Annotated in this window: 25 protein-coding genes; 12 read left to right on the top strand and 13 right to left on the bottom strand. The window is 62.0% G+C overall.

The features are described from left to right. Nucleotides 1–50: 50 nt before the first annotated feature. The 4 genes from NKI95_RS05325 to NKI95_RS05310 all read left to right on the top strand — a co-directional run bounded on the left by NKI95_RS05325 (nucleotide 51) and on the right by NKI95_RS05310 (nucleotide 2,875). The gene (locus tag NKI95_RS05325) at nucleotides 51–917 is read left to right on the top strand and encodes an RNA methyltransferase (protein WP_352714712.1); all 867 of its coding nucleotides are present in this window, start codon (nucleotides 51–53) and stop codon (nucleotides 915–917) included. Between the two features lie 79 nt (nucleotides 918–996). Further along, a complete protein-coding gene (locus tag NKI95_RS05320) occupies nucleotides 997–1,641 on the top strand; it encodes a DUF805 domain-containing protein (protein WP_352714711.1) in 645 nt (214 codons plus the stop codon). Nucleotides 1,642–1,797: 156 nt separating this feature from the next. Then, nucleotides 1,798–2,610, top strand: a complete 813-nt coding sequence (gene murI, locus NKI95_RS05315) for a glutamate racemase (protein WP_352714709.1) — start codon at nucleotides 1,798–1,800, stop codon at nucleotides 2,608–2,610. Nucleotides 2,611–2,686: 76 nt separating this feature from the next. Beyond that, nucleotides 2,687–2,875, top strand: coding sequence for a DUF3008 family protein (locus tag NKI95_RS05310; RefSeq protein WP_023674705.1), 189 nt, complete (start codon nucleotides 2,687–2,689; stop codon nucleotides 2,873–2,875). A 91-nt stretch (nucleotides 2,876–2,966) separates the two neighbouring features. Here NKI95_RS05310 and NKI95_RS05305 read toward each other — a convergent pair whose 3' ends face one another. After that, nucleotides 2,967–3,179, bottom strand: coding sequence for a hypothetical protein (locus NKI95_RS05305; protein ID WP_352714707.1), 213 nt, complete (start codon nucleotides 3,177–3,179; stop codon nucleotides 2,967–2,969). Nucleotides 3,180–3,559: 380 nt separating this feature from the next. On the opposite strand from NKI95_RS05305, the gene rpsD reads away from it, so the two are divergent. The 4 genes from rpsD to NKI95_RS34410 all read left to right on the top strand — a co-directional run bounded on the left by rpsD (nucleotide 3,560) and on the right by NKI95_RS34410 (nucleotide 6,493). Next, entirely contained in the window at nucleotides 3,560–4,177 is a 618-nt protein-coding gene (gene rpsD, locus NKI95_RS05300; RefSeq protein ID WP_023717376.1) for a 30S ribosomal protein S4, read from the top strand. Nucleotides 4,178–4,331: 154 nt separating this feature from the next. Continuing rightward, nucleotides 4,332–5,219 (top strand): tRNA 2-thiocytidine(32) synthetase TtcA, encoded by an 888-nt coding sequence (gene ttcA, locus NKI95_RS05295; RefSeq protein WP_352714705.1) that lies wholly within the window; start codon nucleotides 4,332–4,334, stop codon nucleotides 5,217–5,219. Next, nucleotides 5,209–6,036, top strand: a complete 828-nt coding sequence (locus NKI95_RS05290) for an inositol monophosphatase family protein (protein WP_352714704.1) — start codon at nucleotides 5,209–5,211, stop codon at nucleotides 6,034–6,036. The genes ttcA and NKI95_RS05290 overlap by 11 nt, the downstream gene beginning before the upstream one ends. Then, the gene (locus NKI95_RS34410; protein ID WP_502909110.1) at nucleotides 5,921–6,493 is read left to right on the top strand and encodes a UCP034077 family protein; all 573 of its coding nucleotides are present in this window, start codon (nucleotides 5,921–5,923) and stop codon (nucleotides 6,491–6,493) included. Before NKI95_RS05290 ends, NKI95_RS34410 begins: the two co-directional genes overlap by 116 nt. A 19-nt stretch (nucleotides 6,494–6,512) precedes the next feature. Here the strand turns inward: NKI95_RS34410 and NKI95_RS05280 are convergent, their stop codons facing one another. Both NKI95_RS05280 and grxD read right to left on the bottom strand, forming a co-directional pair. Further along, complete coding sequence (locus tag NKI95_RS05280) at nucleotides 6,513–7,712, bottom strand: multidrug effflux MFS transporter (RefSeq protein ID WP_502908380.1); 1,200 nt, start codon at nucleotides 7,710–7,712, stop codon at nucleotides 6,513–6,515. A 207-nt stretch (nucleotides 7,713–7,919) separates the two neighbouring features. Beyond that, nucleotides 7,920–8,255, bottom strand: a complete 336-nt coding sequence (grxD, locus tag NKI95_RS05275) for a Grx4 family monothiol glutaredoxin (protein WP_023674712.1) — start codon at nucleotides 8,253–8,255, stop codon at nucleotides 7,920–7,922. 162 nt (nucleotides 8,256–8,417) lie between these two features. Here grxD and NKI95_RS05270 point away from each other — a divergent pair, with 162 nt between their 5' ends. Next, on the top strand, nucleotides 8,418–9,224 hold the full coding sequence (locus NKI95_RS05270) for a phosphodiester glycosidase family protein (RefSeq protein ID WP_352714698.1): 807 nt from the start codon (nucleotides 8,418–8,420) through the stop codon (nucleotides 9,222–9,224). A gap of 12 nt (nucleotides 9,225–9,236) precedes the next feature. Here the strand turns inward: NKI95_RS05270 and NKI95_RS05265 are convergent, their stop codons facing one another. The 3 genes from NKI95_RS05265 to NKI95_RS05255 form a co-directional block, all read right to left on the bottom strand. Beyond that, the gene (locus NKI95_RS05265) at nucleotides 9,237–9,470 is read right to left on the bottom strand and encodes a BolA/IbaG family iron-sulfur metabolism protein (protein WP_023798252.1); all 234 of its coding nucleotides are present in this window, start codon (nucleotides 9,468–9,470) and stop codon (nucleotides 9,237–9,239) included. An 86-nt stretch (nucleotides 9,471–9,556) separates the two neighbouring features. Beyond that, on the bottom strand, nucleotides 9,557–11,794 hold the full coding sequence (purL, locus tag NKI95_RS05260; RefSeq protein WP_352715214.1) for a phosphoribosylformylglycinamidine synthase subunit PurL: 2,238 nt from the start codon (nucleotides 11,792–11,794) through the stop codon (nucleotides 9,557–9,559). 149 nt (nucleotides 11,795–11,943) lie between these two features. Next, nucleotides 11,944–13,356 (bottom strand): aminotransferase-like domain-containing protein, encoded by a 1,413-nt coding sequence (locus tag NKI95_RS05255; protein WP_352714696.1) that lies wholly within the window; start codon nucleotides 13,354–13,356, stop codon nucleotides 11,944–11,946. 27 nt (nucleotides 13,357–13,383) lie between these two features. Here NKI95_RS05255 and NKI95_RS05250 point away from each other — a divergent pair, with 27 nt between their 5' ends. From NKI95_RS05250 to NKI95_RS05240, 3 genes are all read left to right on the top strand, one after another. After that, nucleotides 13,384–13,701, top strand: coding sequence for a DUF1127 domain-containing protein (locus tag NKI95_RS05250; protein WP_502909109.1), 318 nt, complete (start codon nucleotides 13,384–13,386; stop codon nucleotides 13,699–13,701). Nucleotides 13,702–13,866: 165 nt separating this feature from the next. Beyond that, nucleotides 13,867–14,118 carry a type II toxin-antitoxin system prevent-host-death family antitoxin gene (locus tag NKI95_RS05245; protein WP_352662547.1) on the top strand — a complete coding sequence of 84 codons (252 nt, stop codon included), beginning with the start codon at nucleotides 13,867–13,869 and terminating at the stop codon, nucleotides 14,116–14,118. Beyond that, nucleotides 14,111–14,293, top strand: coding sequence for a hypothetical protein (locus NKI95_RS05240; protein ID WP_352714693.1), 183 nt, complete (start codon nucleotides 14,111–14,113; stop codon nucleotides 14,291–14,293). Before NKI95_RS05245 ends, NKI95_RS05240 begins: the two co-directional genes overlap by 8 nt. Nucleotides 14,294–14,542: 249 nt before the next feature. Here the strand turns inward: NKI95_RS05240 and NKI95_RS05235 are convergent, their stop codons facing one another. From NKI95_RS05235 to purC, 7 genes are read right to left on the bottom strand one after another with little or no spacing between them, the layout of a single operon-like run. After that, the gene (locus NKI95_RS05235) at nucleotides 14,543–15,190 is read right to left on the bottom strand and encodes a Pr6Pr family membrane protein (RefSeq protein ID WP_352714691.1); all 648 of its coding nucleotides are present in this window, start codon (nucleotides 15,188–15,190) and stop codon (nucleotides 14,543–14,545) included. A 4-nt stretch (nucleotides 15,191–15,194) separates the two neighbouring features. After that, nucleotides 15,195–15,605 (bottom strand): hypothetical protein, encoded by a 411-nt coding sequence (locus NKI95_RS05230; RefSeq protein ID WP_352714689.1) that lies wholly within the window; start codon nucleotides 15,603–15,605, stop codon nucleotides 15,195–15,197. A 2-nt stretch (nucleotides 15,606–15,607) separates the two neighbouring features. After that, nucleotides 15,608–16,273, bottom strand: a complete 666-nt coding sequence (locus NKI95_RS05225) for a glutathione S-transferase family protein (RefSeq protein ID WP_352714687.1) — start codon at nucleotides 16,271–16,273, stop codon at nucleotides 15,608–15,610. 31 nt (nucleotides 16,274–16,304) lie between these two features. Next, nucleotides 16,305–16,973: a phosphoribosylformylglycinamidine synthase subunit PurQ gene (purQ, locus tag NKI95_RS05220; RefSeq protein ID WP_352714685.1), complete on the bottom strand. Its 669-nt coding sequence runs from the start codon at nucleotides 16,971–16,973 to the stop codon at nucleotides 16,305–16,307. Then, nucleotides 16,970–17,224 (bottom strand): hypothetical protein, encoded by a 255-nt coding sequence (locus NKI95_RS05215; RefSeq protein ID WP_352467267.1) that lies wholly within the window; start codon nucleotides 17,222–17,224, stop codon nucleotides 16,970–16,972. The genes purQ and NKI95_RS05215 overlap by 4 nt, the downstream gene beginning before the upstream one ends. 18 nt (nucleotides 17,225–17,242) lie before the next feature. Then, complete coding sequence (gene purS, locus NKI95_RS05210; RefSeq protein WP_292659850.1) at nucleotides 17,243–17,485, bottom strand: phosphoribosylformylglycinamidine synthase subunit PurS; 243 nt, start codon at nucleotides 17,483–17,485, stop codon at nucleotides 17,243–17,245. 40 nt (nucleotides 17,486–17,525) lie between these two features. Then, on the bottom strand, nucleotides 17,526–18,320 hold the full coding sequence (gene purC, locus NKI95_RS05205; protein ID WP_023674725.1) for a phosphoribosylaminoimidazolesuccinocarboxamide synthase: 795 nt from the start codon (nucleotides 18,318–18,320) through the stop codon (nucleotides 17,526–17,528). Nucleotides 18,321–18,503 lie beyond the last annotated feature (183 nt).

The following is an 18,503-nucleotide window of genomic DNA, read 5'->3' as shown; positions in this document are numbered from 1 at the left end:
AATGTGGCAGGGGACTGCGAAATGCCGCAAACAGCAGTTCGTTGACAATCATGACCGCCACCCAGGATCCCGACAACCCTCTTGCCTCCGGAACTCCTGCGTCCGGACCGGCGATCATCCTGGTCGAGCCGCAGCTCGGCGAGAATATCGGCATGGTTGCACGCGCCATGGCCAATTTCGGCCTTGCCGAGCTGCGGCTCGTCAATCCGCGCGACGGCTGGCCGAGCGAGAAGGCGCGTGCCGCCGCAAGCCGCGCCGACCACGTCATCGATGCCGTCGTGGTGTTCGATGACCTCGCCTCGGCAGTCGGCGATTTGAACTTCGTCTTCGCCACCACGGCGCGCGCGCGCGACAATTTCAAGCCGGTGCGCGGTCCGGTCGAGGCGGGCAGGACGCTGCGGGCGCGGCAGCGGGCCGGCCAGCGCACCGGCATCCTGTTCGGCCGCGAGCGCTTCGGCCTCTATAATGACGAGGTCGGCCTCGCCGACGAGATCGTCACCTTCCCAGTCGATCCAGCCTTCTCCTCGCTCAACATCGCCCAGGCGGCCCTGCTGATGTCCTATGAATGGATGAAGTCCGGCCTGGAAGACGAGACCAGGACCAACTTCTCCGGCCCCGAAATGCTGCCGGCTGCCAAGGAAGAATTGCACGGCCTGTTTGCGTATCTGGAAGGTGCACTGGAGGCGCGCGGCTATTTCCGCCCGGCAGCGAAGAAGCCGAAGATGGTCGACAATTTGCGCGCCGTGCTGACCCGCCCCGGCTTTGCCGAGCCGGAGCTCAAGGTGCTGCGCGGAATAATATCATCGCTGGACAGGTTCTCGCCGGCCATGCCGCGCGGCGACGGATCGCCCGGCGACGATCCAAGGCGGCTTCCGGCAGCGGCGGCACGCGCCGGCAAGGCGAAAGACAAAGACTAGGCTTGCGAATGCAGCTGTCTTACCAGTAACCGAATTTTATTTGGTTTGATCCATGGTTTTCAAAACGATGGATCCTCGGATGTTTAGCTCGGATATCGGTCGTCTTCGCTTTTTCTTCTATTCCGTGGCTCTGCTGGTTGCGGAAATCGTGACCTTTGTGCTGTGCGTCGTGCTGACCATCGGCATCGAGGGTTTGGCCAATTCGAAGCCGGGACCTTCCAGGGAAGGGCTGGCCGCGGCCGTTCTCGTTACCTCGCTGGTGATCGTTCTGTTCCGCGCGAATTTCGCCTGGCGTCGAAGCCGCGACGCGCAAGGGTCGGGTTGGATCCTTTGGTCGTATATCGTGTTCTCGACCCTGTTTGCGATTCTGCAGGCCGGCACTGTTCTTGTCGTAAAATTCGACGGCGAAGATTCGCATTCCAGCCTTAACCTGCTGGGACTCGCTCTCGTCGGGCTGTGGGCCGTCATCTTGGCGGCCAAGCCGGCGGGCGGTGGCTCTTCGGATATGGCGTCATCCCTGAGTTTCGACGATTTCGACCCGCCCGGGCCGCTGCGCGGTACCGCGGCGCCCCATTCAGGGTCAGCCGCCGGCGTGACGGCCCTGGCTCCGCCCTACGCCATGCGCGCCGCACCGGTGCCGTCGAACCGCCCTGCATCTCAACCTGCATCTCCGGCAACCGGCCGGCCGCGGGCCGGCGGCTTCGGCAAGCGGGGCCTTGTGTAACCGGCTCGCCGCATCAAGGCCACGATGGTTCCACATAGAAGCGGCCGGGATAATGCATCATTGGCCGAAGCAAAATGCATGGGCCGGCCTTCTCTCGTGATCTCGTTTGTGATTCCCAGTCCTTAGTGATTCCCAGCCCCTAGTGACTCAATGACAATGACCAATCCATCGAGCGCCCGTCCGATCCTGATGTTCGATTCCGGCATTGGCGGCCTCACCGTGCTGCGTGAGGCGCGCGTCCTGATGCCTGACCGCCGCTTCATCTATGTCGCCGACAACGCGGCGTTCCCCTTCGGCGCCTGGGAGGAGCCGGCGCTGAGAACACATATCCTGGAGTTGTTCGCCAGGCTGCTCGACCGGTTTTCGCCGGCCATTTCGGTCATCGCCTGTAACACCGCCTCGACACTGGTCATCGATGCCTTGCGCGAGAGGTTTCCCGGCCACCCTTTCGTCGGCACCGTGCCGGCCATCAAGCCGGCGGCGGAACGCACGCGCTCAGGCCTGGTTTCGGTGCTGGCGACGCCCGGCACCGTCAAGCGCCAGTACACGCGCGATCTGATCAGCAAATGGGCGCAGAAATGCCATGTCCGCCTGGTCGGCAGCGACAGGCTGGCTGGATTGGCCGAAGCCTATATGCGCGATGGTTTTGTCGACGAGGAGGCCGTGCGCGCCGAGATCGCGCCGTGCTTCGTCGAGCATGACGGGCTACGCACCGACATCGTCGTGCTTGCCTGCACTCATTATCCTTTTTTGGCCAACCGCATGCGCAAGACAGCACCTTGGCCGGTCGACTGGCTCGACCCGGCCGAGGCGATCGCACGCCGGGCGCTGTCGCTGCTTGCCGATACCGAGGCTGGCTATCGCAGAGAGGCACTGCCGGAAGGCGCCGACCTTGCATTCTTCACCTCGAACAGCGCCGATTTTCCGACGCGCCGGCTGATGCAGGGATTTGGCCTGGCCATATCCTGACCGCAGGCAATTGTCGCTTTGGGAACATCGCACCAGACAATGCGTTTTCCTCTCATCGGAAACGGGAGAAACCATCATGCCAGCCACCTCAAAAGCCCAGCAGAAAGCGGCCGGCGCGGCATTGTCAGCCAAGCGCGGCGAGACCAAGAAGGGCGCGCTCAAAGGCGCGTCGAAGGGAATGTATAAATCCATGAGCGAAAAACAGCTCGAGGAATTCGCCGAGACCAAGCGCAAGGGCCTGCCGGAAAAGAAGTCGAAACACTGATCGACTGACCATTCTGGCGGCGGATGCCGGTCAATAAAAGGCCCGCGGCTGAGCCGCGGGCCATGAAGTCTCAACGGGCGAGGGCGAAAAATTACCAGTTCCAGCCCCAGCCGCAGCGCCGCACTTTGTAACGGATGACCTTGCGATAACCGTGGCGCCACACCACCTTCTTCTTGACAACGATGCGGCAGACCTGGTGATGTCTGTGCCCATGCCAATGCCGGGCCTGCGCCGGCTCGGGCGCGACCGCCATCGTGCCGGCCATCACCGCGGCTCCTACCAACGTAAGGAAGAACTTCTTCATGCGAATTCCAGCTCCTCTGACTTCAGTCCCTTCCTGATGCCGCTGGCGCAACCTGCCGCCACATCCGGCACGTTCTACAACCATAACACTATCCGGTTCGGCGATTCGCGCCAGCCGGAAGCTTGACAGCGGTTAAATCTCCGTTTAACCAGCCCACCAACACCGGGCCGCAATGCCCGGTGGTTTTCTTTATGTGTGCAAGACGTTTGGGAAGCCGGTTTTACTTTCCTTGTGTCTTGTTTCAAATGACGTGTCCCGTGGGTTTTCCGTCGCGTTGCGTGGAAAACCCTGTCAGGTCTCGAAAACGGAGGCCAGAGGAGGGCGCGTTTCCTTCACCCGGACCATGAGGTTCCGGGTGTGTTGTTTTGAAAGGGAATGCGATGAGCAAGCGCGAATCCGCGAAGTACAAGATCGACCGCCGTCTTGGCGAAAACATCTGGGGCCGCCCGAAGTCCCCGGTCAACAAGCGTGAATACGGCCCCGGCCAGCATGGCCAGCGCCGCAAGGGCAAGCTTTCCGATTTCGGCCTACAGCTGCGCGCCAAGCAGAAGCTGAAGGGCCACTATGGCGACGTTTCGGAGAAGCAGTTCCGCAAGGTCTATGAAGAGGCGGACCGCCGCAAGGGCGACACCTCGGAGAACCTGATCGGCCTGCTCGAATCGCGTCTCGACGCGGTCGTCTATCGCGCCAAGTTCGTGCCGACGATCTTTGCGGCGCGCCAGTTCGTCAATCACGGCCACGTCAACGTCAACGGCAAGCGCGTCAACATCGGCTCGTACCGCTGCAAGCCGGGCGACGTCATCGAAGTGCGCGAGAAATCGAAGCAGCTGGTCATCGTGCTGGAATCGGTGGGCCTGGCCGAGCGCGATGTGCCCGATTACATCGAGGCCGACCACAACAAGATGACCGCGGCCTTCACGCGCATCCCCGGCCTGGCGGACGTTCCGTTTGCCGTGCAGATGGAACCTAACCTGGTCGTCGAATTCTATTCGCGCTGATCGGCGCGTTTCGTCGCGATACAACCGAAGGCCGCCCGTCCAGGCGGCCTTTTCTTTTTTCGTTCCTTTTCGGCGGCGTGATTCCGAAATCGATTTCGATTTTCGGTCCGATGCGCTACTGCGGGCGGCAACAGGACTTTAGGGCCGACGCGCCGTGAACATGCAGCCAGACGCCGAAACGCTTGAACCGGTCGCCGATGCCAAAGGCGGCTTTCATCCGCTGTTTGCCGATGTGCCGTCCTCCGTCGAGTTCAACAAGCTGCGCAAACGGCTGTTGCGGCTTGCACGCCAGGCGATCGACGATTTCTCCATGGTGAGGCCCGGCGACCGTTGGCTGGTCGCTCTGTCGGGCGGCAAGGATTCCTACGGCTTGCTTGCCGTGCTGCTTGATCTCAAATGGCGCGGGCTGCTGCCGGTCGAGCTGTTGGCCTGCAATCTCGACCAGGGCCAGCCGAACTTTCCCAAGCACATATTGCCCGACTATCTCGACAGCCATGCCATTCCGCATCGCATCGAATATCAGGACACCTATTCGGTGGTCACCGACAAGCTGCCCGAAGGCAGCACCTATTGCTCGCTGTGCTCGCGGCTGCGGCGCGGCCATCTCTATCGCATTGCCCGCGAGGAGGGCTGCTCGGCGCTGGTGCTCGGCCACCACCGCGAGGACATACTGGAAACCTTCTTCATGAACCTATTCCATGGCGGGCGCCTCGCCGCCATGCCGCCGAAGCTGCTCAACGACGAAGGCGATGTCATGGTGCTGCGGCCGCTCGCCTATTGCGCGGAAGCCGATCTCGAGAAATTCGCCGGCGCCATGAAGTTCCCGATCATTCCGTGCGATCTGTGCGGTAGCCAGGAAGGCCTGCAGCGCAACGTCATGAAGGCGATGCTCGACGACATCGAGAAACGCATGCCCGGCCGCAAGGATACGATGATCCGCGCCATGAGCAATGTGCGGCGCTCGCATCTGCTCGACAGGACGCTGTTCGATTTCGCCGCCCTCAACGAAACCCTCACCACCAGGCGTCCCGATGACATTTGACGATAGCGCGATCGACTGGCTTGCCGACCTTCTGTCGGACGCCGCCGTCGCCGAGATCATGCCGCGCTTTCGCCGGTTGAGTGAGGGCGACGTCCGTCGCAAGACCTCGGCCGCCGATCTTGTGACCGAGGCCGACGTGAATGCCGAACGGCTCATCACCGCCAGGCTGCGCCAGCGTTATCCCCACGCAATGATTGTCGGCGAGGAGGCCTGCTCCGACGACCCGACGCTGCTCGACGGTCTTGGCGATGCTGAACTCGCCTTCGTCATCGACCCGGTCGACGGCACCTTCAACTTCGCCTCCGGCGTGCCGCTGTTCGGCGTCATGCTTGGCGTCGTGGTCAAGGGCGAGACGGTCGCCGGCATCATCCACGATCCGGTCGGCAAGGACTGGCTGATCGGCGTTCGCGGCGCCGGCAGCCATATCCGCCATGCCCATGGCAATCTGGAAAAGGTTCATGTCGCCAAACCCGCGCCGATGTCGGAAATGACCGGTGCGGTCTCTTGGCACTATGTGCCCGAGCCGGACCGCTCACGTTTGGCGCGCAACCAGACCAAGTCGCTATCGCAGTTCAACTATCGCTGCGCCGCCCACGAATACCGCCTGCTGGCCAGCGGCCACGGCCATTTCGTCGTCTACAACAAGCTGATGCCCTGGGACCACCTGGCCGGCGTGCTGATCCATGCGGAGGCCGGCGGCCATGCCGCGCGCTTCGACGGCAGCGCCTATCTGCCATCGCATGTCGGAGGTGGCCTGCTGGTCGCGCCGGACCGGGAAAGCTGGCGAGAGCTGCGCCGCGAGCTCTGGGCGGAATAACTATTCACTGCCAAAGTTGTCCAATCTTGTGCGAAACCGGAGACCTCGAATGAAACCTCGGTCCGCAATTGTTGCAACGGCCTTTGCCCTTGCCTTGGTTGCCGGTGTCAATGAAGCAAGATCTGGGGAACGCGCATGTCGCAGTCCCGACCCCGTCGACACCATAGACGAGATGTTCTCCGCGATCGTCGCCTGTTGGAAGCCGCCGCCCGGAACCGCGGGCATGACCCTGACGCTGCAGTTCTCAATTCGCCGAAACGGCACGCTTATTGGCAAGCCGCGCGCCACTTACTCCCATCTAGGGGACGATGGCTCGCTCAACCGGGCCTTCGTGGCTTCCGTCCTCGAGGCGCTCGACAAGGCTCTTCCATTGCCCGTTTCGGACAGCATGGGTGGAGCAATCGCAGGACGTACGCTGTTCCCTCGCTTCACCGCGGTCAGTGAGGGTGCATCCTAGGCGCGCCCGGCAATGTGCATTAAACCGGCGGGTTATGCGGCTGGAATAGTCTGCCGCGCTCGGCCAGGAGGATCATCAGCAGCGCCGCCACCGACACGCTGCAGAACCCGGCGGCCAGCGGCGTCACCGTGCCGTTGAAGGCTTGGCCGATCAGCGTGCCGAGGATGCCGCCAAGAAATGTCTGCATGAACCCGAGGATCGACGATGCAGTGCCGGCCAGGTGACCCAGCGGCTCCATGGCGAGCGCGTTGAAGTTCGCGCCGAGCGCGCCGAACGGGACCATGGCGCAGGCAAAGAAGGTAATGAAGAGCCAGAGCGGCATCTTCATTTCGATGGAAACGACCAGCCAGGCAAAGCTGATGGCCAGAAACAGCAGCAGCGCGCTTTGCGACAGACGGCGCATGCCGATGCGGCCGACGAGACGCGCGTTGAGGTAGTTCGAAAAAGCAAGCACGCCGGCAACCCCCGCGAAGATGACCGGGAACATCTCGCCGACATCGAACACGCTGACATAGATCTGCTGGGCCGAGGCGATGAAGCCGAACATGGCGCCGAAGATGAAGGTGCTGGCGAAGGCGTAGCAGAGCGCGATGCGGTTGGTGAGAACGATGCGGAAGCCGCCGATGATGGATGACAGCGTCAGCGGCCGGCGATATTCGGGGTGTAGCGTCTCGGGCAGGCGCAGCAGCGACCAGGCGGACACGATCAGTGCGCCGGCTGCCATGGTGACGAAGATCACGTGCCAGGTCGCAAACAGCATGATGAACTGGCCGATACCGGGCGCCACCACCGGGATGGCCATGAACACCATGAAGATCAAGGACATGACTTCGGCCATACGCCTTCCGTCGAACGTATCGCGCACGATCGAGACGGCAATGACGCGCGTCGCCGCCGCGCCGATGCCTTGCACCGCCCGGCATAGCAGAAGCGTGGCGAATGACGGGGCGATTGCCGCACCGCCGGCCGCCACGACGTAGATCACCAGCCCTGCGACAAGAGGCGCGCGGCGCCCGAAGCGGTCCGAGATCGGCCCGAAGAACAGCTGTCCGCCGCCAAAGCCAAGGATATAGGCGGTGACCACATATTGCCGGTGGTTTTCATTTGCGACGCCAAGCGAGGCGCCGATCTGCTGCAGTGCCGGCAGCATGATATCGATGGCCAGCGAATTGAGCGCCATCAGCGCCGCGCACAGCGCAATGAATTCCCAGCGCGGAATAGGCAAGGTGCTTGCCTTTTGCTGCGCTTGTGCTTGCTGATCCACGGCCAGTCCGATCCTCAAACGAAAATGCGCCGGCTGACCGACGCATCCATTCGTTGATTGCCCCGACATCGGGCAGAACTTTTTGCCAAGGTGGGGCTGCCCCGGCGCTTAGCGCATGACCCCCGAAAATCGCAGTCGGAAGCTCATACGCAGAAACAGAAGTCAGGCGGCGCCTTTGACGCTGACGCCCTTTTCGACGAGGAAGGTCTGCAATTCGCCCGCCTGGAACATCTCGCGGATGATGTCGCAGCCGCCGACGAATTCGCCCTTGACGTAGAGCTGCGGGATGGTCGGCCAGTTGGAATAGTCCTTGATACCTTGCCGCAGTTCGGCCGACGTCAGCACGTCGACCCCCTTATAGTCGGCGCCGATGTAGTCGAGGATCTGCACGACCTGGCCGGAAAATCCGCATTGCGGAAAGCCGGGCGTGCCCTTCATGAAGAGAACGACGTCGTTGCCCTTCACTTCATTGTCAATGTAGTCGTTGATGCCGCTCATGGAATACCCTTTCATGCCTGTGGGAGTCAGGCTCGAACATTACCCTTCAAATAAACCCATGGGTTGCGCGAAACAAGATGTTTGCCGCCTTGCCATGCAAATGGCGCAAAGGAACGTCTGATCTTGGGCCAAGCCGTTGGCCACCATCTTTCCCGAGGCGTGATGAAAAGACGATATCTCGCCGGGTTCCTCCTCGCCGTTCTGCTCGCCGCACTGGCCTTGATTTGGTGGGCCAGGTCGCCGAGACAGCCACCGCTTGTCGTCGGCGGTGAATTGCCGGCGCCGTGCCGCGACGCGAGCTTCGAGGCGGTCGCCTATGTCGTCTGCGAAATCGATCTGCGCCGCTATGACGTCGGTGTGTTCCACACAGGCCTCGACGGCAAGGCTTTCGGCTCGCTGGACAAATTCGACAAGGCGATGGCGGATCAGGGCCGCCCGGTGCTGCTCGCCATGAACGCCGGCATGTATCACCAAGACCTGACCCCAGTCGGCCTTCTCGTCGAAGACGGCCGGGAGAAGGCGCCGATCAACGTCGCCGGCAGCGAAGGCAATTTCTTCCTGAAACCGAATGGCGTGTTCCTGGTCCGCAAGGACGGCAAGGCGGCTGTCATGGAGACAAGCGCCTATGCCGCCGCCAGGCCGGACGTGATGTTCGCCACGCAATCCGGCCCGATGCTGGTGATCGACGACCGGCTTCATCCTCGCTTCGAGCAGAACGGCACATCGCGCTATATCCGCAATGCCGTCGGTATGCGTGACGAAAACACCGTCGTGCTGGCGATCTCGCGCTCTGAAGTCAGCCTCGGCAGCTTCGCACGGCTGTTTCGCGATGGGCTCGACTGCCCCAACGCGCTTTTCCTCGACGGGGTCGTTTCGGCGCTGTCGAACGGCGAGAGGATGATTGTTGGTGGAAACTATCCTGCCGGGCCGATCATTGCCGTGACCGGTAAGAAGATCGCGAGTCGGTAACTGCAAGAGAGCTCACTCAGGCACGCTGGTCTGCAGGGCAAGCGCGTGCAGCACGCCGCCCATATTGCCCTTCAGCGCGTCATAGACCATCTGGTGCTGCTGGACGCGGCTTTTGCCGCGAAAGCTTTCGGCCACCACCTCGGCCGCATAATGGTCGCCGTCGCCGGCCAGGTCGCGAATCGTCACCTTGGCGTCCGGAATGCCTTCCTTGATCAGCCGTTCGATATCATGGGCGTCCATTGCCATGTGAGGATTCCTTGTTCAGGTCGTGATCTCATAGATATGGTCGAAATGGCGGATGAACCACAGCGAAAGGGCCCCGCTCGATCACATCACGGGTCCACGACCTCATTTGCCATGAAGCGAGGGAACCAGGATTCGTGGGCGGCGGTCAATTCGCCGACCGGTATCGCACGTGCCTCGCCCAGCTTCAATTCGCTGCCGCCTGTCGAGCCGATCCACGGTGCAAAAATGCCGAGCTTGCTTTGCTGTTCGCGAATGGCGTCCCAAGCCTCGCTCTGCGGGTCGATCGACAGCGTCAGCAGATAGCGGCCCTGATCCTCGCCGAACCAGACCGGGACCGGATCTGTACCGATCAGGCCGGGGATGGTCGCGCCGATGCCGGAGGCCATCGCCATCTCGGCCAGCGCCACCGCGATGCCGCCATCGGAAACGTCATGCGCCGCGGTAACGACACCGGAGCCGATCAGCGCCCGCACATGGTCGCCGACCCGCTTCTCGTGGTCGAGATCGACCGGCGGCGGCGGGCCGTCGGCGCGGCCATGGATGTCGCGCATATAGACCGATTGGCCAAGATGCGTGCCCCACATCGTCGGCGCGCCGACCAGCACGATCATCTGGCCTTCGGCGGCAAAGCCGATGCGCACCATTTTCGACCAGTCGGCAATCAGCCCGACGCCGCCGATGGTTGGCGTCGGCAGGATGCCTTGTCCGTTGGTCTCATTGTAGAGCGAGACGTTGCCGGAGACGATCGGGAAGCCGAGCGCCCTGCAGGCATCGCCAATACCTTTCACCGCGCCGACCAACTGACCCATGATCTCCGGCCGTTCCGGATTGCCGAAATTTAGGTTGTCGGTGGCCGCGAGCGGCAGTGCGCCAGTGGCTGTCAGATTGCGCCAGCATTCCGCAACCGCCTGCTTGCCGCCCTCGTAGGGGTCGGCTTCGCAATAGCGCGGCGTCACGTCGGAGGAGAAGGCGAGCGCCTTGGTCGGGTGGCCGTCGACGCGCACGACACCGGCGTCGCCGCCGGGAAGCTGCAGCGAATTGCCCTGGATCAGCGTATCGTACTGCTCCCACACCCAGCGGCGCGAGGAAAGGTCCGGTCCGCCCAGCAGCTTGAGCAGTGCGTCGGCCACATCGGCTTGCGGTGTATCGCCAGCCAATGGCGCCGGCTTGTTCGGCTCGACCCAGGGACGGTCATATTCCGGCGCCTGGTCGCCGAGATCCTTGATCGGCAGGTTGGCGACCTCGTCGCCCTGGTGCAGCACGCGGAAGCGCAGATCGTCGGTGGTCTTGCCGACGATGGCAAAGTCGAGGCCCCATTTGTGGAAAATCGCCTCGGCCTGCTTTTCCTTTTCGGGGCGCAGCACCATCAGCATGCGCTCCTGGCTCTCCGAAAGCATCATCTCATAGGCGCTCATGCGCTCTTCACGCACCGGCACCTTGTCGAGATCGAGCTCGATGCCGAGGTCGCCTTTGGCGCCCATTTCGACTGCCGAACAGGTGAGGCCGGCGGCACCCATGTCCTGGATGGCGATAACTGCGCCGGACGCCATCAGTTCGAGGCAGGCTTCGAGCAGGCATTTTTCGGTGAACGGATCGCCAACCTGCACGGTGGGCCGCTTCTCGTCGATTTTGTCGTCGAACTCAGCCGAGGCCATGGTGGCGCCGCCGACACCATCGCGCCCCGTCTTGGCGCCGAGATAGACGACCGGAAGGCCGACGCCCTTGGCCTCGGACAGAAAGATTGCGTCCGTCTTCGCGAGGCCCGCGGCAAACGCATTGACCAGGATATTGCCATTGTAGCGGCCGTCGAAATTGACCTCGCCGCCGACCGTCGGCACGCCGAAGGAATTGCCATAGCCACCGACGCCGGAAACGACGCCGGCAACGAGGTGCCTGGTTTTGGGATGGTCCGGCGCACCGAAGCGCAGCGCGTTCATCGCCGCGATCGGCCGCGCGCCCATGGTGAAGACATCGCGCAGGATGCCGCCGACGCCGGTCGCCGCTCCCTGATAAGGCTCGATGTAGGAGGGATGGTTATGGCTCTCCATCTTGAAGACGACGCAGTCGCCATCGCCGATGTCGACCACGCCGGCATTCTCGCCCGGGCCCTGGATGACTTGCGGCCCGGTGGTCGGCAGCGTGCGCAGCCATTTCTTCGAGGATTTATAGGAACAATGCTCGTTCCACATGGCGGAAAAAATACCGAGTTCGGTAAAGCTCGGCTCGCGCCCGACCAGGTCGAGGATGCGCTGGTACTCGTCGGGCTTCAGCCCGTGCGCTGCAATGAGTTCCGGAGTGATCGGCACGGAATTGGAAATGGTCATGATCGGCAATTTGTGTCCTTGGGATCGAGTCCCGTCTTATCGCAAGCTTTGCAGCCGATACACCCCGTCGGATGACTAAAACGACGGAAAGCAACAGCTTGCCGCAAGTAGCGGAAGATCGCCACTCGACCCGCCGGTTTCAAGCCGGTTCAGGAAAAGCTGTCGTAGCCGGCGCGGCCTTCGTCCAGAAGCCGCCGGATCACCGCGACGCCGTGCGCAATATCGTCCCGCTGTCGCGGCTGCGAGATGCCAAACCGCACGCCGTGAAAGGCCTGTTCGGAACGCCCGGCCTTGAACTCGTCCTCGTCGTCGATGAGCACGCCATGTTCGAGGCAAGCCTGTTTGAAAGTGCCGGAAAGCCATGGGTCGGGCAAAGTGAGCCAGACGAACGGCACATTGTCCAGCGCCTTGAAGTCGAAGCCGTCGAGTGTCTCGCGCACGATCGCGATGCGCGCACCGATCTCGGCAATGCTGCGCTTGCGCATCTCGGCGGCCTGACCGGACAGCACCAGCCGGCAGCCCACCTCCGCCAGCAGAAAGGGCAAGCCGCCCGTCATCATCTTGTGGGCAACCCGGATGCGGTGACGATAGGCCGGCGGGCAAGCGAGCCAACCGCCGCGAACACCCGCCGCAACCGATTTCGACAGGCCGCCGGCAACGATGGTCCGTTCGGGAGCATATTCGGCCATTAAAGGCGTTGGGTCGTCGGTCAATCCGCCATAGAGGTCGTCCTCGATCAGGACGACGTTATATTGACGGGCGACACGCGCGATTGCCTCGCGGCGCGATGCCGACAGCGTTATCAGCGTTGGGTTCTTGGCCGTCGGCATCAAAAACATCATCTTCGGATGCTTTTGTGCGCAGACGCGCTCGAAATCCTGGGGATCGATGCCCCCGTCGTCAGCCGCCACCAATGCGGTCCGGCGACCGATCAGGCCGGCGCTGCGGGAAATCTGTGAATAGGTGAGGTGCTCGAAGACGACATAGTCGCCGGGGGCGGTGAGCCCCGCAATGGTTGCCATCACCGCGGCGTGGGTGCCGAGCGTGGGAACGATTGCATCTGCGGCCGGGCGAAAGGAATTGCGCGACAGCCAGCGCCTGCCGGCTTCGAACCAGCGGTCCGGGAAATCACGAGTATAGCTTGAAATCTCATGCGGATGGTCTTGCGCCGTGCGTGTCAACACGTCGGCGACGATGGCACCCTGGCCGACATCCGGTGCGGCCGTGCTATCGAAGCGCAGCTTGTCGCCGGGCGCATCCATATAGCGCGTGCCTTGTTCGACCGGCCCCAGGAACTCCGGCTTTGCGCTCTCCGACTGTTGAGCGAGAACATAGGTTCCGCGGCCGACCTCGCCGCTCACCAATCCCCGCTCGCGCAGCAATTGATAGGCCCTGCCGACGGTGCCGACGGTCGTGCCGATGTCGTATGCCAGATCACGCTGCGGCGGCAGCTTTGCCCCTGCACCGATCAGGCCGCGGTCGATGTCCGTCTCGATGGAATCGGCAAGCCGCTGATAGAGCGGGCCAGTACCGACGGTAAGATCTGGAAGCCAAGTTGTCATGGTGACAATTTTTTACATTGCACCGACATGGGAGTCAATACATATCAGATCGGCGGCGAGACGGGTACAATCCGAAGTTTTGGCAGAAAGAAAATGGCTACAATTGAGACAATCCGCTCCGTTACGGCTGAATTGCAGATGCAGGTGGCACCTCCGTTAGGCCGGCCAACCTATGTTAGTCGGCTGGTGCGTACGCTCGGATCCTTCGCGAGGTGGCTCGGCAGGCTAATGGATCGTCGGCGCAGCCGGCTGGTCCTGCTCGAGATGACCGACGACCAGCTCAAGGACATCGGCATTACGCGTTGCGATGCCCATCGTGAAGGCCTCAGGCCGTTCTGGGACTGAAAGTCCTTGGACGAGGTCGTCATTCGGCGTTGAGAGCTACGGTTCATCACGGCTGAGATGCGATCGTCCTCTCGCCTTCAGGTCTCGCTAGACGCTATCCGATGAAATAGGGATATTGCTGAAAACAGCTGTTTCATCTATTTTCGGGGTGTGAAGGAGATGACTATGGCGAGTTTCACGCTCACAGATCTCGGCAATAAATCCGGCGAGGTCGTCGAGGCTGCGTTCCGTGGTCCCGTCGACATCACCAAGCGCGGCAAACGAAAGTTCGTGCTCCTGACGGCGGAGCAGTTCGACCGCATCACCGGCCGCAGCGCTCAGCGGGCACACCGCGTTGAGGATCTGTCGGCCGAGGAACGCGACGAGCTTCTAGCCGGCCTCGACGCAATCGCGCGAGATGATGTCCGGGATGACTGAGCTTGGTCACGGACAGATCATTCTCTACTCCTATCTTTGGGCAAGGAAATATGACCGCGGCGAGGAGAGCGGACGCAAGGCGCGGCCGACTTGCGTGATGCTGATCGTTGCCGGTAAGAATGGCCGCAAGCAGGCCCTGCTCATTCCGATCACAAGTCAGCCCGCCACGCCCTGACGCATACTATGTCGAGATTCCTGAGACGGAGGCCCGTCGCGCCACGCTCTATACGCCAGCCTGGGTTATCGTCGATGAATTCAACACCGATGATCTCGCGACGAGCTGGGCGCTCGAGGATGCCAAGCCGCTTGGCCAATTCACGCGCAAGTTCATGTCACGGATCGCCGGTGAAGCTGCTGCGGCGATCCGTGCAGGGCGCCGCGCGAACCGTGCCAAGACGCTAAAGGCGACCAGGGCGGGAGAGCGTCATCGCGGACGGACGCGTTCCGCCCTGATCCGCGTGACACCGTGGTCCACAAGCACCGCCACAATGCACAGCATCAGAAAAAGCCCGGTGATGGCCAGAGCTGAGACCGCGACGCTGGCCGCACTGTGTTTGGAGACGTCGAGGAACGGGTAGGGCACTTCGCCGGCGATCGGCGCCCGCAGCAATGCGTAGGCCAGATAGGCGATCGGATAGATCATCCACCAGGAGATGTCGCGCCATCGCGTCGAGCCGTCGGCGCCCGCCACAAGCCACCACAGCACGAACAACAGCGGCGTCACATAGTGCAGGAGAACGTCGCAGAGCAGGAACAATCCTTGCGGCTGCCAAAGCTGCGCCAGGACCGTTGCATAAACGATGAGGACCAGGGTTATGGCGACGGCTACGCCCGCCCGCATCCGTGGCGCGGCAAAGGCCGGAAACCAGGCATAACCCGTCGACGACAGCAACGAGGCATGGACGAGCACCGCGCCGATGTTGGTCAGGATGGTGAAGAAGCTGAAATAGAAGACCAGCGAGCCGACAAAACCGCGGCCGGCTTCCATTGACGCCGGGACGGTGATGCAGAGCTGCAGGACGAGCCCGGCCAGGCCGACGACCAGACCAGTGATCTGCAGCAACCGACCCATTGGGCTAGGCAGCAGCGCCGCAGGCCGGATTGCCCGCCTGCCAGCGGGCAATGTCCGAGCCGATGCGCGTGCCGAGCGGTTCCGCCATCAATGGGCCGAACACGTCGACGCGGCTCGAACTGCCTTGCGCCTGCACGACCAGCAGCGGCTTTCCGCCATAATGTTTGGCCGGCACCAGCAGGAAGCGCGGCGTGCCGCTGAACGAATTCAGTTCGTTGGCCATCTGATAAGATTTGAAGGCAGGGTCCTTGCTGGCGATCCAGCATTTGTGGGCTGCGATCGCCACCTGTTCCATGGCAAGCAGTGACGCGCTCTTGCCCGCCGGCGCCGGCGTACTCTTCGGGCCAGACTGGCAGGAGGCGAGTACAAGACCGGCGGCAGCGGCGAGGGCGAGGCGCGTGGTCGTCGGTCTCATGTTCACGCGGCGCCCATCTCGAGTTCGGACAGAAAGATCTTCAGACCGTCTGTCATCTCACCCCAGACGCGCGACAGCGCCGGATGCTGCAAGGCGATTTGCTCGTAGGCATCGAATTTCGGATAGGCCTCAAGCAAATCGGGGCGGCCGATCGTCGCCCTGAAATTGTTGAAGACGAAGCGGGTCGGCGTCAGCCAGGCATCGGCAAAGGAGATATCGTCGCCGAGCGCGAACGGGCCATGCGCCATGCGGGCCTCGATTGCCGCAAGCCCGTGATGCAATCGGGCGAACTGTGCCTTGATCTCCGCCTCGTTGCGCTGCGGCACGAAATAGAGCTCGAACAGCTTCATCATCGGCGCGAGCACGTCGAGGTCGGTGATGCGGGCGAACATGCGCACCAGCGCCCGGTCCTTCGAATCGTTGGGCAGCAGTGCGGGCTCGGGAAAGCGCTCCTCCAGATATTCGGCAATGACCACCGATTCGACGATCGTTTCGCCCGAGCCGGTGATCAGCACCGGAATCCTGTTGAGCGGCGAGATGGCGCGAAATGCCTCGGGGATGGGAAACCCCGGCGGCGGTGCAATGAGCTTGAGCGGCACGTTCTTGATGTAGGCCAGGGCCCGCACGATCGACGAATAGGGCGACAGCGGTCGCGAATAGAGTTTCATGGCCGTCGCTCCAGGAGGAAAATTGAATGCATCAAGCGGCGATGCCCAGCGCGCTTTCGAACAGCGCCCGGCCGTCGCTGCCGCCATGCGCCGCTTCGATCAGGTTCTCGGGATGCGGCATCAGGCCGAGCACATTGCCACGGCCGTTGAGGATGCCGGCAATGTCGTTGATCGAGCCGTTGGGATTGGTGCCTTCCGCGTAGCGGAACACCACCTGGCCTTCGCCTTCGAGGCGGGCCAGCGTTTTGGCATCGGCAAAATAATTGCCGTCATGATGCGCCACCGGCGCGCGGATGACCTGGCCCGGCTGATACCGGCTGGTGAACATCGTGTTGGCATTGGCGATCTGCAGCTTGACTTGCCGGCAGACGAATTTCAGCGAGGTGTTGCGCATCAGTGCGCCCGGCAGCAGGCCGGCCTCGACCAGGATCTGGAAGCCGTTGCAGACGCCGATGACCGTGACGCCCTTGGCCGCTTTTTCGGCGACAGCCCGCATCACCGGCATGCGCGCGGCAATAGCGCCGCAGCGCAGATAATCGCCAAAGGAAAAGCCGCCGGGAATGGCGATCAGGTCGACATCGGGGATTTCAGTGTCGGTCTGCCAGACGGTGACCGGCGGCGTGCCGGAAATCTTGGTCAGCGCCGCGATCATGTCACGGTCGCGATTAAGGCCGGGGAGCAGGACGACGGCTGATTTCATTTTGGTTCGTAGGGCCTCTGGGCTTCGGCGAGTTCGCGCAATTCTAGGCGGCGTTCGATATGTTCGAGGCGATCGTCCTGCCGCGCCAGCACGCCGTAAATGTTCTTCACATCGCCCTCGGTGGCGACGAGATGACCACGGATCGAACCCAACTCGGACTTTACCTCGCCAAGTGTCAAATCCATCGTGTCCAGCCGCAACTGAATGGATTTGAGGACTTCAAAAATCAGGCTTCCATTGATCTCGGTCATCTACCCTCGGGCACAACCTCAGGTAATGGCCACACTATAATTCTCAATCACCGTATTCGCCAGAAGCTTGTCGCACATGGCTTTCAGATCCGCCTCGGCCTTGGCCCTGTCGCCCTCGGCAAGCTCGATATCGAAAACCTTGCCTTGCCGCACCTGGCCGACGCCGCCGAAACCCATTCCGGAAAGCGCATGCTCGATTGCCTTGCCTTGTGGGTCGAGCACGCCGTTCTTGAGGGTTACGGTAATGCGGGCCTTGATCACGCTGGACATGCTCCTGTTCACCTGTTGAGCGGGTAAGCCGTCAGTGCGGCTTGCCTTTGACACCGTCGGTCGAAGCGACGAGCACCGGTCCGGCAGGGCGCGGCGGCTCGTTCTCGTTCATGATGCCGAGGCGGCGGGCAACTTCCTGATAGGCTTCAACGAGCCCGCCCATGTCGCGGCGGAAGCGGTCCTTGTCGAGCTTGTCCTGGGTCGCCACGTCCCACAGCCGGCAGGAATCCGGCGAGATCTCGTCGGCGACGACGATGCGCATCATGTCGCCTTCGAACAGGCGGCCGCATTCGATCTTGAAGTCGACGAGCTGGATGCCGACACCCATGAACAGACCGGAAAGGAAGTCGTTGACGCGGATGGCCAGCGCCATGACGTCGTCGATCTCCTGCGGGCTCGCCCAGCCGAAGGCGGTGATGTGCTCTTCCGAGACCATCGGATCGTCGAGCGCATCGGCCTTGTAATAGAATTCGATGATCGAGCGCGGCAGCACGGTGCCTTCCTCGATGCCGAGACGTTTGGCCAGCGAGCCGGCGGCGACGTTGCGCACCACCACTTCGAGTGGGATGATCTCGACTTCCTTGATCAGCTGCTCGCGCATGTTGAGCCGGCGGATGAAGTGGGTCGGAATGCCCATCCGGTTGAGGTGGTTGAAAATGTGCTCGGAAATGCGGTTGTTGAGCACGCCTTTACCATCAACGATTTCATGCTTCTTCTTGTTGAAAGCGGTGGCGTCGTCCTTGAAGAACTGGATCAGCGTGCCAGGCTCCGGTCCCTCATAAAGGATCTTGGCCTTGCCTTCATAAATGCGGCGGCGATTTTTCATCTGATTTTTCTCTGGATTTGCGGGCAGGCGGCAAGCGACCAGTTCCTGTCCGTCTGCCTAAAATAAGATGGCGACGGTGGGGTTCAATGCCGGTGTCTATCCCAATCGCACTGTTTGCTCAATCGGCAAATCCTTTCAATCAACCGCTTTCGGGGACCGAAATGCCGCAGCGCAGCAAGCAAT

It is taken from the genome of Mesorhizobium sp. M0306 (genome assembly GCF_040321655.1).
Taxonomy (GTDB): domain Bacteria; phylum Pseudomonadota; class Alphaproteobacteria; order Rhizobiales; family Rhizobiaceae; genus Mesorhizobium.
Note: the sequence above shows the minus strand (reverse complement) of the source record. Positions and strands in the feature narration are given on the sequence as shown.

What these genes read in the sequence shown, in the direction of transcription:
- NKI95_RS05255 (WP_352714696.1), bottom strand. Translation starts at nt 13,356, where the DNA reads ATGACAACTTGGCTTCCAGATCTTACCGTCGGTACTGGCCCGCTCTAT.
- NKI95_RS05270 (WP_352714698.1), top strand. Translation starts at nt 8,418, where the DNA reads ATGAAAAGACGATATCTCGCCGGGTTCCTCCTCGCCGTTCTGCTCGCC.
- NKI95_RS05245 (WP_352662547.1), top strand. Translation starts at nt 13,867, where the DNA reads ATGGCGAGTTTCACGCTCACAGATCTCGGCAATAAATCCGGCGAGGTC.
- NKI95_RS05235 (WP_352714691.1), bottom strand. Translation starts at nt 15,190, where the DNA reads ATGGGTCGGTTGCTGCAGATCACTGGTCTGGTCGTCGGCCTGGCCGGG.
- NKI95_RS34410 (WP_502909110.1), top strand. Translation starts at nt 5,921, where the DNA reads ATGCCGCGCGCTTCGACGGCAGCGCCTATCTGCCATCGCATGTCGGAG.
- NKI95_RS05265 (WP_023798252.1), bottom strand. Translation starts at nt 9,470, where the DNA reads ATGGCAATGGACGCCCATGATATCGAACGGCTGATCAAGGAAGGCATT.
- NKI95_RS05290 (WP_352714704.1), top strand. Translation starts at nt 5,209, where the DNA reads ATGACATTTGACGATAGCGCGATCGACTGGCTTGCCGACCTTCTGTCG.
- purQ (WP_352714685.1), bottom strand. Translation starts at nt 16,973, where the DNA reads ATGAAATCAGCCGTCGTCCTGCTCCCCGGCCTTAATCGCGACCGTGAC.
- rpsD (WP_023717376.1), top strand. Translation starts at nt 3,560, where the DNA reads ATGAGCAAGCGCGAATCCGCGAAGTACAAGATCGACCGCCGTCTTGGC.
- NKI95_RS05215 (WP_352467267.1), bottom strand. Translation starts at nt 17,224, where the DNA reads ATGACCGAGATCAATGGAAGCCTGATTTTTGAAGTCCTCAAATCCATT.
- purC (WP_023674725.1), bottom strand. Translation starts at nt 18,320, where the DNA reads ATGAAAAATCGCCGCCGCATTTATGAAGGCAAGGCCAAGATCCTTTAT.
- NKI95_RS05225 (WP_352714687.1), bottom strand. Translation starts at nt 16,273, where the DNA reads ATGAAACTCTATTCGCGACCGCTGTCGCCCTATTCGTCGATCGTGCGG.
- NKI95_RS05250 (WP_502909109.1), top strand. Translation starts at nt 13,384, where the DNA reads ATGGGAGTCAATACATATCAGATCGGCGGCGAGACGGGTACAATCCGA.
- grxD (WP_023674712.1), bottom strand. Translation starts at nt 8,255, where the DNA reads ATGAGCGGCATCAACGACTACATTGACAATGAAGTGAAGGGCAACGAC.
- NKI95_RS05325 (WP_352714712.1), top strand. Translation starts at nt 51, where the DNA reads ATGACCGCCACCCAGGATCCCGACAACCCTCTTGCCTCCGGAACTCCT.
- NKI95_RS05320 (WP_352714711.1), top strand. Translation starts at nt 997, where the DNA reads ATGTTTAGCTCGGATATCGGTCGTCTTCGCTTTTTCTTCTATTCCGTG.
- NKI95_RS05230 (WP_352714689.1), bottom strand. Translation starts at nt 15,605, where the DNA reads ATGAGACCGACGACCACGCGCCTCGCCCTCGCCGCTGCCGCCGGTCTT.
- NKI95_RS05305 (WP_352714707.1), bottom strand. Translation starts at nt 3,179, where the DNA reads ATGAAGAAGTTCTTCCTTACGTTGGTAGGAGCCGCGGTGATGGCCGGC.
- NKI95_RS05240 (WP_352714693.1), top strand. Translation starts at nt 14,111, where the DNA reads ATGACTGAGCTTGGTCACGGACAGATCATTCTCTACTCCTATCTTTGG.
- NKI95_RS05310 (WP_023674705.1), top strand. Translation starts at nt 2,687, where the DNA reads ATGCCAGCCACCTCAAAAGCCCAGCAGAAAGCGGCCGGCGCGGCATTG.
- murI (WP_352714709.1), top strand. Translation starts at nt 1,798, where the DNA reads ATGACCAATCCATCGAGCGCCCGTCCGATCCTGATGTTCGATTCCGGC.
- purL (WP_352715214.1), bottom strand. Translation starts at nt 11,794, where the DNA reads ATGACCATTTCCAATTCCGTGCCGATCACTCCGGAACTCATTGCAGCG.